The following is a 15149-nucleotide window of genomic DNA, read 5'->3' on the forward strand; positions in this document are numbered from 1 at the left end:
GTGCTTCCTTCAGTTCGGGAGAGGGGTGGGGGTGTTCAGCTCGGGTCCGAGGAGCCAGGCGGCGATCTCGCGGATCGCTCCGAAGCCGCCCGGGGTGGCGGTGACCGCGCGGGCGGCCGCCCGGACGGAGTCGTGGGCGCTGCTCACCGCGACGGGCCAGCCGACGAGGTGGAAGCAGGGCAGGTCGTTGACGTCGTTGCCGGCGTAGAGGACGCGCGCGGGGTCGATGCCCTCGGCCTCGCACCACTCCTTGAGGGCGAGGTCCTTGCGGTCGATCCCGTGCAGGACGGGGATCTTCAGCTTCCGGGCGCGGGCGGCGACGACGGGGTTCTGCTCGGTGGAGAGGATGAGGACGGGCAGTCCGGCGCGGCGCAGGGCCGCGATGCCGAGGCCGTCGCCGCGGTGGGCGGAGACGAACTCCCGTCCCTCCGCGTCGAGGTGGACCCGGTCGTCGGTCTGGGTGCCGTCGAAGTCGAGGACGACCGCGTCGACGTCGGCGAAGGACGGGGTGGCCGGCTCGTCGAGGAGCGGGGCCAGGGCCTTGGCGCGGGCCAGGTCGTGCGGGTCGTCGATCTCCAGGACGCGGGCCGGGTCGGTGACGACGAGCGCGGTGCGGCCGAAGAAGCGGTGCCCGTGGGTACGGAACCCGGCCGCGTCCATCGCGTAGACGGCGCCGGTCTCCAGGTACTCGGCCTCGCGGTCCTGGCGGCGCGGGCGGTGCGCCTTGTCGTGGTTGACGCCCGTCGCGCCCTCCGCCGTCCCGCGCCACAGGAAGCCGTGCGAGGGGGCGGCGGTGAAGGCCGTGTCGGCCTCCCCGTCGACGATGCGGGCGACGGCCTCGGCGACCTCGGCGGAGGTCAGGAAGGGGCTGGTGCACTGGACGAGGAGGACCACGTCGGCGGTGCGGCCCGCGCCGGCCTCGAAGGCGTCCAGGGCGTGCAGGACGGCGGACTCGCTGGTGGCGGTGTCGCCGGCGAGGGCCGCGGGGCGCTGGACCGCCTCGGCGCCGAAGGAGCGGGCGGCGGCGGCGATGGCGTGGTCGTCGGTGGAGACGACGACGTCGGTGACGCCGACCGCGCCGAGGCAGGCCCGGACGGCCCGGCCGACCAGCGGGATCCCGGCGACCGGGGCGAGGTTCTTGGCGGGGACGCCCTTGGAGCCGCCCCGGGCGGGGATGACGGCGAGCACGGTGGGGCTCGGCTTCTTCTCGGGCATCACAGTTCTCCCAGGCGTCGGACGACGGGGGCCACGCGCTGCACGCCGTGGCGGTAGGCGCCGCGCGCCGCCTCGCGGACGATCCGGCGCAGGCCGCTGTCGCGGACCGGCGGCGCGGTGACGTCCAGGCGGTGGCGGGCGAGGATCCCGGGCAGGTAGCCGGGGGCCGTCTCCGCGGTGTAGTAGGGGCTGATCGGGGGCAGTTCGGGCAGCGCGAGGAGCTTCGCGACCCGCTCGCGGGCGGCGTCGAAGGCGGAGTCGTACCCGCCGTCGGAGGCGACGCCCTGCCGGGCCAGCCACTCCTCGTCCGGCTCGGGGGCGTGCCCCGCGTCGAGCCGGTCGAAGGAGGTGAGGAGGCCGGAGCCGATGAAGTGGTGGTTGCCGTTCACCTCGCGGACCCCGCAGTCGGTCAGGATCGCCGTGGGGATCCGGCGGTGCAGGGCCTCCAGGGCGGCCGTGGAGGAGACGGTGACCAGCAGGTCGGTGCGGTCCAGGACCTCGCCCATGTGCCCGTACACCAGGCGGAAGTTGGCGGGCGGGTCGAGGTCGCGCACCAGCCTCTGGTACGGGTGCTCCTCCAGGTGCGTGGTGTGCTCGCCGGGCTTGGAGCGGAGCTTGAGGAGGACCTCGCGCTCCGGGTGCAGCCGGGCGTGCCGGACCAGGCGCTCCAGGACGTACGCCCGCTCGTTCCGGGTGACCGGGACGGACGGCTGGGCGGCGAACACCAGGGTGTCGCGGCCCTCCTCGCGGCGGTGCGGGGCGCCGCCGAGGAACGGCAGGGCGGCCTCGACGACCGACCCGGCGTCCGCGCCGACCCCTTCGTACACGGCGCGGAAACGCTCCGCGTCGTGACGGGAGTTGGCGAGGACCACGTCGGCGCCGTGGCGGAGGAGGAGCCCGTCGGCCAGCTTCTCGTAGACGACCCCGACATAGCCGGTGACGATCACCGGCCGGCGGTCGAGACCGAGGTCGGCGAGGCCCTGGAGGACGGCCCGGACGGTGCCGCCGACCAGCGCGAGGACCACGACGTCGTACCGCTCGCCGCGCGCCTCCGCGTCCCGCACCTCGCGCAGGAACTCGGCGCCGGTCACCTCGCGCGGGACGGCCGTGGAGGCGCCCGTCTCGGCGAGCTGGCGGGCGGTGGGGGTGGCCCGGCCACGGAGCACGAACCCGGTGGGTTCGGTATCCGCCGCGGTGATGCGGCGCGCGGTGAGCGCACCCCATTTCCACCGGGTGTCGGAATCCGCGAGTACGGCGATCCGTACCGCTTCACTGGAACTTGCTGGCACGTCGAGGACGCTAGAAGTCCATTCCGGTCGGCGGCCCAACTGAGTCACAACAAACGGTGAACAGCACCTCTCCGTGAACTGAAGCGGCCCGGGATTCAGCCGTTGGACGGCCCGAAATCCCCTCGGGTAAAGGCGGTTAATCAGCCCGCCGCTTCGTGTTCACCGAAAATCCCCCGGCCGGTCGGCGGAGCGGCCGGGGCGGCGCCTAGCGTCGGCCGCGTGGTCAAGCTCTCCGTCGTCGTGCCGTTCTTCAACGTGCAGACATACGCCCCCGACACCCTCGCCAGTCTGCGCGCCAACGCCCGCGAGGACGTCGAGTTCCTCCTCGTCGACGACTGCTCGTCCGACGACACCCCCGACATCCTCGAACGGGCCGCCCGCACCCTGCCCGGCGCCGTCCTGATCCGGCACGAGCGGAACGAGGGCCTGGCGACCGCCCGCAACACCGGCCTGGACGCGGCCCGGGGCGAGTACCTCACCTTCCTCGACGGCGACGACTGGCTCTCCCCCGGCTACTACGGCCGGCTGCTCGCCGCCGCCGAGGGCCTCGGCTGCGACTTCCTGCGCACCGACCACACCTCCGTCACCGGCCGCGCCCGCTCGGTCCGCCGGGTGCCCGTGCCGCGCCGGGGCGAGGTCCTCGACCCGCGCGAGGCGATCCTCCCCGCCCACCGCACCACCTCCGTCGACTACCCCTTCGCCTGGGCCGGGGTCTACCACCGCCGGCTCCTCGACCGGGGCCTGCTGCACTTCCCGCACGGGCTGCGCACCGCGGAGGACCGGCCCTGGATCTGGCGGCTGCACCGCGAGGCGAAATCCTTCGCCGCCATCGGCGAACTCGGCGTCTTCTACCGGCGCGGAGTCACCACGTCCCTCACGCAGATCGGCGACGTCCGGCAATTGGATTTCATCCGTGCCTTCGACCAGGTCGTCGAGGAGACCGCCGAGGACAAGGACGCGGACCGCTTTCTCCCGAAAGCCGTCCGCACCTATTGCGCGGTCATCGCCCACCACGTCGGCTCCATCGAGAAGTTCGAGCCCGACGTGGCGAAGCAGCTGAAGGCGATGAGCGCGGGCGCGCTGCGCCGCATGCCGCAGGACGTCCTCGACGCGGCGCTGACCGCGATGGGCGGCGACCGGGCCGCCGTCCTGCGCAAGCTGCGCCGCCGGCGCCCCGCACCGCCGCCGCCGGCCCCGCCGGGCGGCCGGGGCCCCGCGGCCGGCCCGACCCCTTCGGAGGTGGCCGCGTGAGCACGGCCCGTACGACCCAGATCTTCGCCGCGTCCACCCTGTACGGCGCGGTCACCCTGGCCGCCGCCATAGACAGCGGCTGCTTCGGCTCCGCCGCCCGGCGGATCCTCCTCGTCACCCACAACGCGCCCATCCCGGAGACCACCCCCGCCTTCGTCGAGGCCGAGGGCTTCGCCCGGATCCGCGGCCGCTTCGACGAGGTGATCTCCTGGAACGAGACCATCTCCCCGCTCCACCCCGGCGGCTGGACCCCGCGCGGCCAGGACGTGCCGATGCTCCAGCGCCACCTCCACAAGCTGTGGCGGCTCGGCGACGACCGGATCGAGCTCGTCCTGGAGTCCATCCAGGTCACCCCGGCGCTCGCCGTCGCCACCCTCCTCCCGGAGGCGGCGATCACCGTCTACGCCGACGGCCTGATGAGCTACGGACCCACCCGCAACAAGATCGACCCGCTGATCGGCGGGCGCGCCGCCCGCCTCCTCCACCTCGACCTGGTGCCGGGCCTGCGGCCGCTGCTGCTCGGCGAGTTCGGCGCGGTGCCGGAGACCGTACCGGTGGAGGCCTTCACCAAGGCCGTCGAGGAGCTCGCCGGCACCGACGCGCCCACCGGCGACGGCGAGGGGCCCGCCCTCCTCCTCGGCCAGTACCTCGCGGCCATCAACCTGATGACGGCCGCCGAGGAGGAGGAGCTGCACCTGGGCATGGTGCGCGGCGCGATCGCCCGCGGCCACCGGCGCCTCGTCTTCAAGCCGCACCCCAACGCCCCCGACTCCTGGACGGCCTCGCTCACGGAGGAGGCGGCGCGGCTCGGCGCCGCGCTGGCCGTCGAGACCCGCCCGGTGCTCGCCGAGGTGCTCTACCGCGAGCTGCGGCCCGCGCTGGTCGTCGGCTGCTTCTCCACGGCGCTGATGACCGCCCGCACCTTCTACGGCCTGCCGGTCGCCCGGGTCGGCACCCGGGAGCTGCTCCAGCGGCTCACCCCGTTCCAGAACAGCAACCGGATCCCGCTGACGGTCGTCGACGCGGTCCTGCCGCCGCTGCTGCCGGGCCCGGACGACGAGGAGCCGGTGACGGACCCCGCCCGCCTCGACGACCTGGTCGCCGCCGTCGGCTTCGCGATGCAGCCGAACATAAGGGCCGACCTGCGGGAGGCGGCGGTGCGCCACCTGTCCGGGCCGTACGCCGAGCGCACCCGGCACCACTTCACCCGCCGCCGGCTCACCGTCCTGGACCTCCCGGGAGGCCTCCCGGTCCCCCGCCACCCGAAGGTCCGCCGGCTGGCCCGCCGGGCCCTGCGGCTGCGCAAGGCCCTGAAGAAGTAGGCGTACGAGACCGGCCCGGGACCTGTGCGGAGGTCCCGGGCCCCGCCGCCGTCAGGAGCGGTGGATCGGCTCCTGGATCTCGGTGACCCAGCCGGCCGGGTCCTCCGGACACTCCAGGTACAGCTCGCGGGCGTAGCCGGCGGAGGCGTACCCGTGGGTGTCGATCCAGGCTGCGAGGGCCTGCGCGGTCGGCAGGACGTCGTCCATGGAACCGCGGTGCACGACGGTCGCGGCCTCCTCGAACCCCTCCAGCACGTGCACGAGCACGCCCTCCGCCTCGGTGCCCTCCGGCACGGTCGTGCCGGCGTGCACGACGACCGAACCGTCGCCCTTCCCGGCGTCCTCGTAGTAGGCGATCCCCGGCCCGAACCCGGTGACCCCGGCCGCTTCGAGCCGGCCGCACAGCTCCTCGTACAGCGGCCCGATGACGGGCCCGATGGCCCCCGGCTCGAAGCCGGCGGCCGACGCGCTCAGCTCGGCGATCCGGACGGCCGGGATCTTCTTGACGACGACGTCCTGCGTGGACATGCGTCCCTCGCTCTCGATGGCTCGGAGCCGCGCCCCGACCTGGGCGAGCCGGGCCCGCGCCGCCTCCAGGGCCGCTTCCAGCTCGGTCCGGCGCAGCCGCAGCATCCCCCGCAGCTCGTCCGCGCCGATCTCGTCGTCGAGGATGGCCCCCACCTGTTCCAGGGTGAAGCCGAGCTCCTTGAGCGCGATGACGCGGTTGAGCCGCGCGAGCTGGCCTGCCGTATAGAAGCGGTAGCCGCTGTGCGGGTCGACGTGGGCCGGGCGCAGCAGTCCGATGCTGTCGTAGTGACGCAGCATCCGGACCGACACGCGCCCGTGCCGGGCGAAGTCTCCGATGGCAAACATGACGCCCCCTACTCAAGACTCTGACACGGAGAGAGAGTCAAACGCAGAGCTCGCTGCCGCAGACATCCGGTCCGGTCTCGACCTCACACCGTTTGAATGCTCCCATCCCTGCTCAGGGAGAGGATTCCTGGCTCGGGTCGCCTCCTGGAGCCGCGCTCCAGGAGGTCTCACGCCCTCGGCACCAGCCGGGTCCAGACCTGCCCGGACGAGCATCACGCGGGCGGAGTTCTTGTCCCTCGGGGACTTCGCTCCGCACGCGTTGCACGTATACGTACGTTCCGACAGCGGCAGAGCGTGCTTGGCTCTCGCTCCGCACCGCGCGCAGTCCATGGTGGTGTGGGCCGGGTGCACAAGGCGGATGTCCCGCCCGTGTTTGCGGCCCATCTCGATCAAGGCACTCTTGGTCGCGCCGATCGCCGCGTCAGCGGCCTTCCGCGCCATCGTCGTCCTGGCGAGGAACCGGGGACGGAAGTCCTCCACCGCGACGATGTCATGGTCGCGCACGACCTTCTTGGCCCACTTACGGCCCGTGTCCACACGCTGCCTGGCGACCTTCTGGTACGCCTTCGCCCGCAGCCGCTTCGCCGCCCGATACCCCTTCGAAGCCGCCTTCCCCCGCTCGGGCCTGCGGCGAGCCATCATCCGGTCGTACCGGGACAAACGCTCCTTCGCCTTCCGGCCGAACTCCGGGTGCGGAAGGTCGTGGGCATCGCTCGTGGTGGTGGCGATCTCCGTCACGCCCCAGTCGATCCCGAGCACCGCCCCGGTCTCGGGCAGGGGCTGGGCCGTGACAGGAACCACGAAGGAGGCGTACCAGTGCCCGACGGCGTCGCGGTGAACACGTACGGACGTCGGGTCGGCAGGCAACGCCCGTGACCACACCACCGACAATACGATCCCGCCCGCGAGGTGAAGTCGTCCGTCCTTCAGACGGAATCCGTTCCGCGTGTAGTTGAGCGTCGGATCGGCCCCACGCTTCGTCTTGTACGTAGGGAGTCCTGCCCGCCGCCGAACGGGCAGGCGGTCCTTGATGTCCTGCAACGCCTTCGTGCGGGCCCTGCCGAAGTCGCGGATGAGTTGTTGCTGTGGCACCGACGATCCCTGGGCGAGCCAGGGGGTGATGGCCCGCGCCTCGGTGAGCATCCGGTCCAGCCTGGCCGGTCCACACTTCTCACCTGCGGCATGCGCCTTCTTCGACCGCGCGACGCACTCGTTCCAGATCCACCGGCATCGATCCCACTCCCCGAGCAGCGCGGCCAGCCCCGTGGACGACAGACGAAGCCGGTACGAGTACCGGGCATACGCCGTGCCACCGGCTGCTGCGGAGGAGATCGCCATGATGCGACGGTATTACCGACTTCGGCCGTTCCTTCGAGTATCCAGAGGCTTCACACGAACGGGCGAACGGACGACGTCAAAGTCAGGCGGCGCTGCTCAGGGAGAGCTTCACGGCGAAGCCGAGGAAGAGGGCGCCGGCGGCGGAGGTGGCGCCGGCGGAGAGGCGCTTGCGGCGGCGGAAGGCGGCGGAGAGGCGGGTACCGCCGAAGATCAGGGTCGTCAGGTAGAGGAAGCTGCCGAGCTGGAGCAGGGTGCCGAGGACCAGGAAGGAGAGCGCCGGGTAGGCGTAGGAGGGGTCCACGAACTGCACGAAGAAGGAGATCAGGAAGAGGATCGCCTTCGGGTTGAAGAGGCTGATGATCAGCGCCCGGCGGTAGGGGTGCTCGGACGGGCCCGTCTCCGGCGCGCCGGCGGCCTCCGCGACCGTCTCGTGGCGGGTGCGCCACAGGGCGAGGGCGGCGCGGAGCATCCCGTACGCCATCCAGGCCAGGTAGCCGGCGCCCGCGTACTTGACGACGGTGAAGAGCAGCGGGGTGGTCTGGAGCAGGGAGGCCGCGCCGAGGGCGGCCAGGGTCATCAGGATCGTGTCGCCGGTGAAGACGCCGGCGGCGGCCTTGTATCCGGTCCGGGTGCCCTTGCGGGCGGCGACGGACAGCACGTACAGCGAGTTCGGCCCCGGGAGGAGGATGATGAGGACGAGCCCGGCGAGATAGGTCGGCAGATCGGTGACACCCAGCATGAAGCGGAGTGTCGCACACCGGTACGACACTCCGCTTCAAGTTTCAACGAGCGGACGTTCAGAAGACGTCACTGGGCGTGTAGGTGCCCCAGACCTCGCGGAGGGCGTCGCAGACCTCGCCGACGGTGGCGCGGGCCCTGAGGGCGTCCTTCATCGGGTAGAGGACGTTGTCGGTGCCCTCGGCGGCCTTCTTCAGGGCGGTGAGGGCGGCGTCGACGGCCGCCTGGTCGCGCTCGGCGCGCAGCTTGGCGAGGCGGTCGGCCTGCTGGGCCTCGATGGCCGGGTCGACGCGCAGGGGCTCGTAGGGCTCCTCGACGTCGATCGTGTAGCGGTTGACGCCGACGACGACCCGCTCGCCGGAGTCGGTCTCCTGCGCGATCCGGTACGCCGAGCGCTCGATCTCGTTCTTCTGGAAGCCGCGCTCGATGGCGTTGACCGCGCCGCCCAGCTCCTCGACCTTCGCCATCAGTTCGAGGGTGGCGGCCTCGACGTCGTCGGTCATCTTCTCGACCACGTACGAGCCGGCGAAGGGGTCGACCGTGGCCGTCACGTCGGTCTCGTAGGCGAGGACCTGCTGGGTGCGCAGCGCCAGGCGGGCGGACTTGTCCGTCGGCAGCGCGATGGCCTCGTCGAAGGAGTTGGTGTGCAGCGACTGCGTGCCGCCGAGGACGGCCGCCAGGCCCTGGACGGCGACGCGCACGAGGTTGACCTCGGGCTGCTGGGCCGTCAGCTGCACGCCGGCGGTCTGGGTGTGGAAGCGGAGCATCAGCGACTTGGGGTTCTTCGCGCCGAACTCCTCCTTCATCACGCGCGCCCAGATCCGGCGGGCGGCGCGGAACTTCGCGACCTCCTCCAGGATCGTCGTGCGGGCCACGAAGAAGAAGGAGAGCCGGGGGGCGAAGTCGTCGACGTCCATGCCGGCCGCGACGGCGGTGCGGACGTACTCGATGCCGTCGGCGAGGGTGAACGCGATCTCCTGCGCGGGCGAGGCGCCGGCCTCGGCCATGTGGTAGCCGGAGATCGAGATCGTGTTCCACTTCGGGATCTCGGCCCTGCAGTACTTGAAGATGTCCGCGATCAGGCGGAGGGACGGCTTCGGGGGGAAGATGTACGTCCCCCGCGCGATGTACTCCTTCAGCACGTCGTTCTGGATCGTGCCGGTGAGCTTCTCGGCCGGGACGCCCTGCTCCTCGCCGACCAGCTGGTACATCAGCAGGAGGAGGGCGGCGGGGGCGTTGATCGTCATCGACGTGGAGACCTTGTCGAGCGGGATGCCGTCGAAGAGGACCCGCATGTCGTCGATGGAGTCGATCGCCACGCCGACCTTGCCGACTTCGCCGCTGGCGATCGCCGCGTCGGAGTCGTGGCCCATCTGGGTGGGCAGGTCGAAGGCGACCGACAGGCCCATCGTGCCGTTGTCGATCAGCTGCTTGTAGCGGGCGTTGGACTCCACGGCGGTGCCGAAGCCGGCGTACTGCCGCATCGTCCACGGCCGTCCGGTGTACATCGACGGGTAGACGCCTCGCGTGAAGGGGTACGCACCCGGTTCGCCCAGCTTCTCCGCCGGGTCCCAGCCCTCCAGGGCGTCCGGGCCGTAGACCGGCTCGATGGGCAGTCCCGACTCCGACTCGCGTGCCATGTGCTGTGCCTCCCGTTTGATGTGCTGCCGCGCTCCTGTACCGACCCTCGCGACGGACTGTAGCGGCGGCTGCGCGGTCCGGTGGAGGTCAGCAGGCTGGGACCTTCCTCACAACATCAGCGCTTCGCCCGGCCGGGCGCGCAACCGCGGGCGGGCGGGAAGCATCCCTATGGGCACAGTCGAGTTCCCGGGGGGCCACCATGAAGCGTTCGTCCGTCATACGCAGAGCCGTGCTCGCGACCGCCGCCGTCGCGCTCGTCGCCACGGGCTGTACGGCCCAGGCGGCCGGGCCGGGAAGCGGGGGTCGGACCGGGACTCCGACGCCGTCGGCGACGGGCGCCCCGGTGACCGCGGCGCCCTCGCCCTCGTCCGCACCGGCGCCCGGCGGTTCCGCGTCCGGCGGGTCCGACGCGAAGCCGTCGTCGCCCGCGCCCACGGCCGCCGTGAAGGTCCTCATGAAGGACGGCGACGAGAACGAGCAGGTGCGGGAGCTCCAGGCGCGGCTGCGGCAGCTCGACCACTTCGACCGGGCACCCACGGGCTTCTACGGTTCGATCACGGGGAAGGCGGTCTCGGCCTTCCAGAAGAAGCGGGGGCTGCCCGCGACGGGCTCGGTGGACGAGACGACCTGGCAGCGGCTGCTCGGCCTGTCGCGGAAGCCGACGGCGGACGAGCTGAAGCCGTCGACCACCAACGAGCTGGACACGCCGGCCGCGGCCTGCATGAAGGGCCGGGTGCTCTGCATCAGCAAGGAGAGCCGGACGCTGGCCTGGATGATCGACGGCCGGGTGGTGTCGTCGATGGACGTGCGCTTCGGCTCGGAGAACACGCCGACGCGCGAGGGCACCTTCGCGGTCGGCTGGAAGGCGAAGGACTGGACGTCGACGATCTACCACACGCCCATGCCGTACGCGATGTTCTTCAGCGGCGGCCAGGCGGTGCACTACTCGTCGGACTTCGCGGCCCGCGGCTACGGCGGGGCCTCGCACGGCTGCGTGAACGTCCGGGACCGGGCGAAGATCGCGGCCCTCTTCGACCAGGTGAAGGTCGGCGACAAGGTCGTCGTCCACTGGTAGCGGACGGGAAGGGGAGAAGGGGCGCGGGTGGGGCCGGGGGAACGTGCCCCACCCGCGCCGGGTGCGCGGAGCCGTAGGTACGGGGGGAACCCCGGCTCTCTGCGCGGCCGATGACCAGTCGGCTCACTCAGTACTGCGCCGACGGGCCCGAAAGTGTCACACCCGTGTCGCCGGGGCTCCCGCGAGAGCTCCGGCCGGGGCGGTCGCGAGGACCTTCGCACCCTTCGTGACCTGCGGTTTCGACTGTCCCTGCGACGTCGTCCGGTCCTTCTGCTCCGCCCGCTGCTTGGCCCTGGGCCGGTCCTTCGGGTCGGGCCGGTCCGTGCCGCCGCCGCTCCTGCCGCGCTTGCGGCTGGGGTCGGAGGGGGTGGGGACGGTGCCGCGGCCGATGTCGGTGCCGGTGTCCCGGCTCCCCTCGTCGCCGTCCTTGTCCCGTTCGCCGCTCCCCTCCTTCTTCCCCTCCTTCTCCTTCTCCGCGGCGGAGCCGAGGAGGGCGTCGCAGTAGGCGCGCAGGGACTGGCCGGTGCGCAGGGCGGCGGCGAGCCGCTGGCGGCCGGCCTCGTCGAGGCGGCCGGCGCGGTAGTCGCCGCAGGCCTTGGTCCTGGCCTCGCGGGTGTCGGCGTCCCGGCCCCCCGTGTCGTCGTCCTCGTCGCGGCCGGTGCGCTTGCCGGAGGGGGTGGTGCCGGGGCGGGGGGTCGCGAGGGCGCCGTCCCGGGATCCGGCCGTGGGGGTGGTGCCGGGGGCGGGCGGGGTGGGCCGGTCCGGGTCGCCGCTCCGGGACGGGTCGGGGTGGCGCCGGACCCCGGCGGTGGGTCCGCCCGGGTCGCCGGTCGGGACCGCGGGGTCGGTGGCGGCGGCCGTACGGGACGGTTCCCGGTCGACCAGCGGGAGGACCCCGGTGCCGGCGGCGACGGCGACCCCGCCGACGGTGACGGCGGCGAGCGCGGCGGCGAGCCCGTACCGCAGGGAGCGTCCCCAGCGGCGGGCCGCCCCGGGCGCGGCCGTGCGGGCGGCGGTGGCGGCGCGGGCGGTGGCGGCGGTGCGGAAGGCGACGAGGGCGGCCTCCTCCCCGGCGAGCGGTTCGCCGGGGGCCGGGGCGGCGGGGGCGCGGACCGTGTCGAGGGCGTCGGCGAGGGCGGCGGCGCCGGTGCGGGCGGCCGGGTCCGCGGGGTCGACGGGCTCGCCCCGGAGCAGCCGCTCCGCGGCGTCGGGATCGAGCCACTGGTACCGCTCGTCGGCCATCACATGTCCTTCTGCGTACGCGGACGCCAATGCGTCACACCGCCGGGGGCTATGAACCCGGGATTCCGGCCGCGTTGGGGGGGTACTCCGTCGAGGCCGGGCGCCCCGTCGCCGGCTTCTCCGTCCGGGTCCGCTCCGGCCGCGGCCGCGTCGACGCCGAGGAGTTCGGCGAGCTTCTTCAGTCCGCGGTGCGCGGCGGTGCGGACGGCGCCGGGGCGCTTGCCGAGGGCCTCGGCGGCGGACTTGGCGTCGAGGCCGACGACGACGCGCAGGACGACGGCCTCGGCCTGGTCCTGCGGGAGGCGGGCGATGAGCCGCATGGTGTCGCCGGTGGAGAGTGCCTCCAGGGCCTCGCCGGCGGTGTCGGCGTCGGCGGGCTTGTCGGTCAGTTCGGTCTCGTCGCCGCCGGAGGCGGGGCGGCGGCCGCGCATCCGGATGTGGTCGAGGGCGCGGTTGCGGGCGATCCGGGCCGCCCAGCCGCGGAAGCGGTCCGCGTCGCCGCCGAAGCGGTCGAGGTCACGGGCGATCTGGAGCCAGGCCTCCGAGGCGACGTCCTCGGCGTCGGCCTCTCCGACCAGCGTGCGCATGTAGCCCAGCAGACGGGGGTGCACGGCGCGGTACACAGTACGGAAGGCGTCTTCGTCCCCGTTCTGCGCAGCGAGCACCGCGGCCGTCAGCTCCGCGTCGTCCCCCAGCACTCCCCAAACCCTGTTCGTCGGTCGCGTCCCGCGCGCGCGTCAGCACGTCGCCGGCGGAGTCGGGGCTGGTCATCGCCGCCGGTGTCCGCTTCGTGCTCCAGCACGCTACGTCGATTCCCGGTGTCGCGTCCACGCGGTGCGGGGACCTTGCGCAACTTGCAACCTTCGCCCCGGTGCGGACGGTGTGACAGAAACCGCACGCCCGGCGCTGTATGGAGTACGGAGCCGTGCTGCGGCTCCGTGGACGACGACCGGGGCCTCTCCTGTGGGGGGTGGCGGCCCCGGTCGTCTCCCTTTTCCGGGACGTGTTCCAGGGCGCGGCTCACCCCTCCGGCGCCGGTTCATCCCACTTTCCTGCGATACGACGTATCACCCGAAAGGGTTCACCACCTCCGAGCGTCAACCGACCGTTGACACCCAAGGACTGTCAACCTAAGGTTGCCTCATGACGCAGCCCGTGGTTCCTCAGATCAGCATCCGTCTCGACGAACTCATCGAAGCGATCAAGAAGGTCCACCCCGACACGCTGGACCAGCTCTCCGGCGCGGTCATCGCGGCGGACTACCTCGGCGAGGTCGCCGACCACCTCATCGGCCACTTCGTCGACCAGGCCCGCCGCTCCGGCGCCTCCTGGACCGACATCGGCCGCAGCATGGGCGTCACCCGCCAGGCCGCCCAGAAGCGCTTCGTCCCCAAGGACCCCGACACCGAGAAGATGGACCCGAACGCCGGGTTCGCCCGCTTCACCCCGCGCGCCCGCGCGGTGGTCGTCGCCGCGCAGAACGAGGCGATCGCCGCGCGGAACGCGGAGACCGTCCCCGGCCACCTCGCCCTCGGCCTGCTCGCCGAGCCCGAGGGCCTCGCCGTCCTGTGGATCACCTCGCAGGGCGTCACCGCCGAGCGGCTGCGCGAGGCCGTCACGCCCACGCTGCCGCCGGCCGTCGAGGAGGTGCCGTCGCTCCTCCCGTACGACGCGGCGGCGAAGAAGGTGCTCGAACTGACCTTCCGCGAGGCGCTGCGGCTCGGGCACAACTACGTCGGCACCGAGCACATCCTCCTCGCGCTCCTGGAGCACGAGGACGGCGAGGGCGTGCTGAGCGGCCTCGGCCTGGAGAAGGCCACGGCCGAGCGGCAGATCTCCGAACTCATCGCCTCCGCGACGGTCGAGGTGCCCACCGAGGGCTGAGCCTCAGGCGGAACGGGCCCGGCGGGAGACCACCGCGCGCAGCACCCGGCCGCCCTCGACGGAGAGCTCGCGCGCCCGGCGCAGTCCGGTCGGGCCGTGGGAGACCGCGTCGAGGACGGCCAGCTGCCGCCGGAGCTCCCCGGTGTGCAGCGGGCCGTCCTCGCCGACGTCGTACAGGCGGTGCACGGCGAGCGCCACGGTCGAGCAGCGCTCGGCCCAGGCGCGCAGGGGCCCCTCGGCCCATTCGGCGGGCATCCCGTCGGCCATCGCGCGCACCAGGGTGACGACCCCGCCGTCGTCGGCGGCCCCGCCGCCCGCGCCGTCCAGGCCGACCCGCGCCTTGCCGACGGCCTCGGCCCAGGCGGCGGCGTCCGCGCGCGCGACCGCCGCCCACACCGGCCGCAGCACCTCGGCGCGGTCGGGCGCGAGCAGCGGCAGGCACCGGTCCAGACAGGCGAGCCCGGCGGCGGCGAGGCCGCGCCCGTCGGTCCCGTCGATCAGTTCCGCCAGACTCCGACCCGTACTCGAACTCGACGTCATGGACGCCTCCTCGCCACCCGATGCGGACTCTCTACGTCCACTTCTGCGCCGAAGGGCGCTTTCTCGTCACTTGGCGGCCGAAAGCATGCCAGTGGCCTTGGTGTGCTGCATAGAGGTCAGACGGCGTACGAACAGAATGGCGAGGACGCCGGCGGCAATGGTGAAGAGGTACCCCGCCAGGGACCAGGCCGCGGCGGTGGTCCAGGCGTCCAGCGTCTCGGCCTTCTTGTAGAGCGTGGCCGAGAGCCGGTCCACGACCAGGCCCCCCACGAAACACGTCCACCAGGAGTTGAGCAGCGTGAGCTCACGGGCGCCGTCGGCGGCGTACGGGTCCGGACGGCTGGCCCGCCAGGTGTCGACGGCGATCTGGCGCGGGATCCACAGGTTGGCGAGCGGGATGAACCAGGCGCCGATGGCCCAGCCTGGCGTACGGCTGTGGATGTCGAGGGCCCAGACGTCGGAGTTCTTCCGGACCCGGTGGAACCAGATGATGAAGACGACGACGGTCGCCAGGTAGGCGACGCCGGAAGCGAACGCCGTCAGCGCCGGGTCGAGCCCGGCGATGGTGGTCGCCTCGTAGGCGGCCTCCGGGTCGGTGAGTGTCCAGACCTCGTCACCCGCGAGCAGCAGGTCGAAGGCGATGCCGACGCCCAGCAGGGCCATGACGGAGTACGCCAGGCCGTGGGGATTGCACAGCATGAAGGTTCCCCCCAGGAACATGTGAACGGAACGCCCCTCCCC

Annotated in this window: 14 protein-coding genes; 4 read left to right on the plus strand and 10 right to left on the minus strand. The window is 72.8% G+C overall.

From position 1 onward, the window contains the following. Window positions 1–9 precede the first annotated feature (9 nt). Complete coding sequence (locus IE245_RS16180; protein ID WP_189947980.1) at window positions 10–1215, minus strand: acylneuraminate cytidylyltransferase; 1206 nt, start codon at window positions 1213–1215, stop codon at window positions 10–12. Beyond that, window positions 1215–2504: a DUF6716 putative glycosyltransferase gene (locus IE245_RS16185; RefSeq protein WP_189947982.1), complete on the minus strand. Its 1290-nt coding sequence runs from the start codon at window positions 2502–2504 to the stop codon at window positions 1215–1217. The genes IE245_RS16180 and IE245_RS16185 overlap by 1 nt, the downstream gene beginning before the upstream one ends. Window positions 2505–2723: 219 nt before the next feature. On the opposite strand from IE245_RS16185, the gene IE245_RS16190 reads away from it, so the two are divergent. Both IE245_RS16190 and IE245_RS16195 read left to right on the plus strand, forming a co-directional pair. Next, on the plus strand, window positions 2724–3755 hold the full coding sequence (locus tag IE245_RS16190) for a glycosyltransferase family 2 protein (RefSeq protein ID WP_189947985.1): 1032 nt from the start codon (window positions 2724–2726) through the stop codon (window positions 3753–3755). Continuing rightward, on the plus strand, window positions 3752–5077 hold the full coding sequence (locus IE245_RS16195; RefSeq protein WP_189947987.1) for a polysialyltransferase family glycosyltransferase: 1326 nt from the start codon (window positions 3752–3754) through the stop codon (window positions 5075–5077). Before IE245_RS16190 ends, IE245_RS16195 begins: the two co-directional genes overlap by 4 nt. 51 nt (window positions 5078–5128) lie before the next feature. On the opposite strand, the gene IE245_RS16200 is transcribed toward IE245_RS16195, so the two are convergent. The 4 genes from IE245_RS16200 to IE245_RS16215 form a co-directional block, all read right to left on the minus strand. Then, window positions 5129–5950, minus strand: a complete 822-nt coding sequence (locus IE245_RS16200) for a MerR family transcriptional regulator (RefSeq protein ID WP_189947989.1) — start codon at window positions 5948–5950, stop codon at window positions 5129–5131. A gap of 12 nt (window positions 5951–5962) precedes the next feature. Further along, the gene (locus IE245_RS16205; protein WP_229851327.1) at window positions 5963–7288 is read right to left on the minus strand and encodes an RNA-guided endonuclease InsQ/TnpB family protein; all 1326 of its coding nucleotides are present in this window, start codon (window positions 7286–7288) and stop codon (window positions 5963–5965) included. A gap of 82 nt (window positions 7289–7370) precedes the next feature. Continuing rightward, window positions 7371–8027 carry a leucine efflux protein LeuE gene (leuE, locus tag IE245_RS16210; RefSeq protein WP_189947991.1) on the minus strand — a complete coding sequence of 219 codons (657 nt, stop codon included), beginning with the start codon at window positions 8025–8027 and terminating at the stop codon, window positions 7371–7373. Between the two features lie 58 nt (window positions 8028–8085). Beyond that, window positions 8086–9666, minus strand: a complete 1581-nt coding sequence (locus tag IE245_RS16215) for an acyl-CoA mutase large subunit family protein (RefSeq protein ID WP_189947993.1) — start codon at window positions 9664–9666, stop codon at window positions 8086–8088. A 200-nt stretch (window positions 9667–9866) separates the two neighbouring features. On the opposite strand from IE245_RS16215, the gene IE245_RS16220 reads away from it, so the two are divergent. Next, window positions 9867–10742, plus strand: coding sequence for a L,D-transpeptidase family protein (locus tag IE245_RS16220; RefSeq protein WP_189947995.1), 876 nt, complete (start codon window positions 9867–9869; stop codon window positions 10740–10742). 156 nt (window positions 10743–10898) lie between these two features. On the opposite strand, the gene IE245_RS16225 is transcribed toward IE245_RS16220, so the two are convergent. Both IE245_RS16225 and IE245_RS16230 read right to left on the minus strand, forming a co-directional pair. After that, window positions 10899–11984: a hypothetical protein gene (locus IE245_RS16225; protein ID WP_189947997.1), complete on the minus strand. Its 1086-nt coding sequence runs from the start codon at window positions 11982–11984 to the stop codon at window positions 10899–10901. Continuing rightward, on the minus strand, window positions 11984–12682 hold the full coding sequence (locus IE245_RS16230; protein WP_189947999.1) for an RNA polymerase sigma factor: 699 nt from the start codon (window positions 12680–12682) through the stop codon (window positions 11984–11986). Before IE245_RS16230 ends, IE245_RS16225 begins: the two co-directional genes overlap by 1 nt. Window positions 12683–13127: 445 nt before the next feature. Between IE245_RS16230 and IE245_RS16235 the strand changes: the two genes are divergently transcribed. Next, on the plus strand, window positions 13128–13868 hold the full coding sequence (locus IE245_RS16235; RefSeq protein ID WP_189948001.1) for a Clp protease N-terminal domain-containing protein: 741 nt from the start codon (window positions 13128–13130) through the stop codon (window positions 13866–13868). A 3-nt stretch (window positions 13869–13871) separates the two neighbouring features. Here IE245_RS16235 and IE245_RS16240 read toward each other — a convergent pair whose 3' ends face one another. Both IE245_RS16240 and IE245_RS16245 read right to left on the minus strand, forming a co-directional pair. Beyond that, the gene (locus tag IE245_RS16240; RefSeq protein ID WP_189948003.1) at window positions 13872–14408 is read right to left on the minus strand and encodes a hypothetical protein; all 537 of its coding nucleotides are present in this window, start codon (window positions 14406–14408) and stop codon (window positions 13872–13874) included. Between the two features lie 66 nt (window positions 14409–14474). Next, window positions 14475–15107, minus strand: a complete 633-nt coding sequence (locus tag IE245_RS16245) for a DUF4328 domain-containing protein (protein WP_189948005.1) — start codon at window positions 15105–15107, stop codon at window positions 14475–14477. Window positions 15108–15149 lie beyond the last annotated feature (42 nt).

It is taken from the genome of Streptomyces roseolus, from assembly GCF_014649855.1.
GTDB lineage: Bacteria > Actinomycetota > Actinomycetes > Streptomycetales > Streptomycetaceae > Streptomyces > Streptomyces roseolus.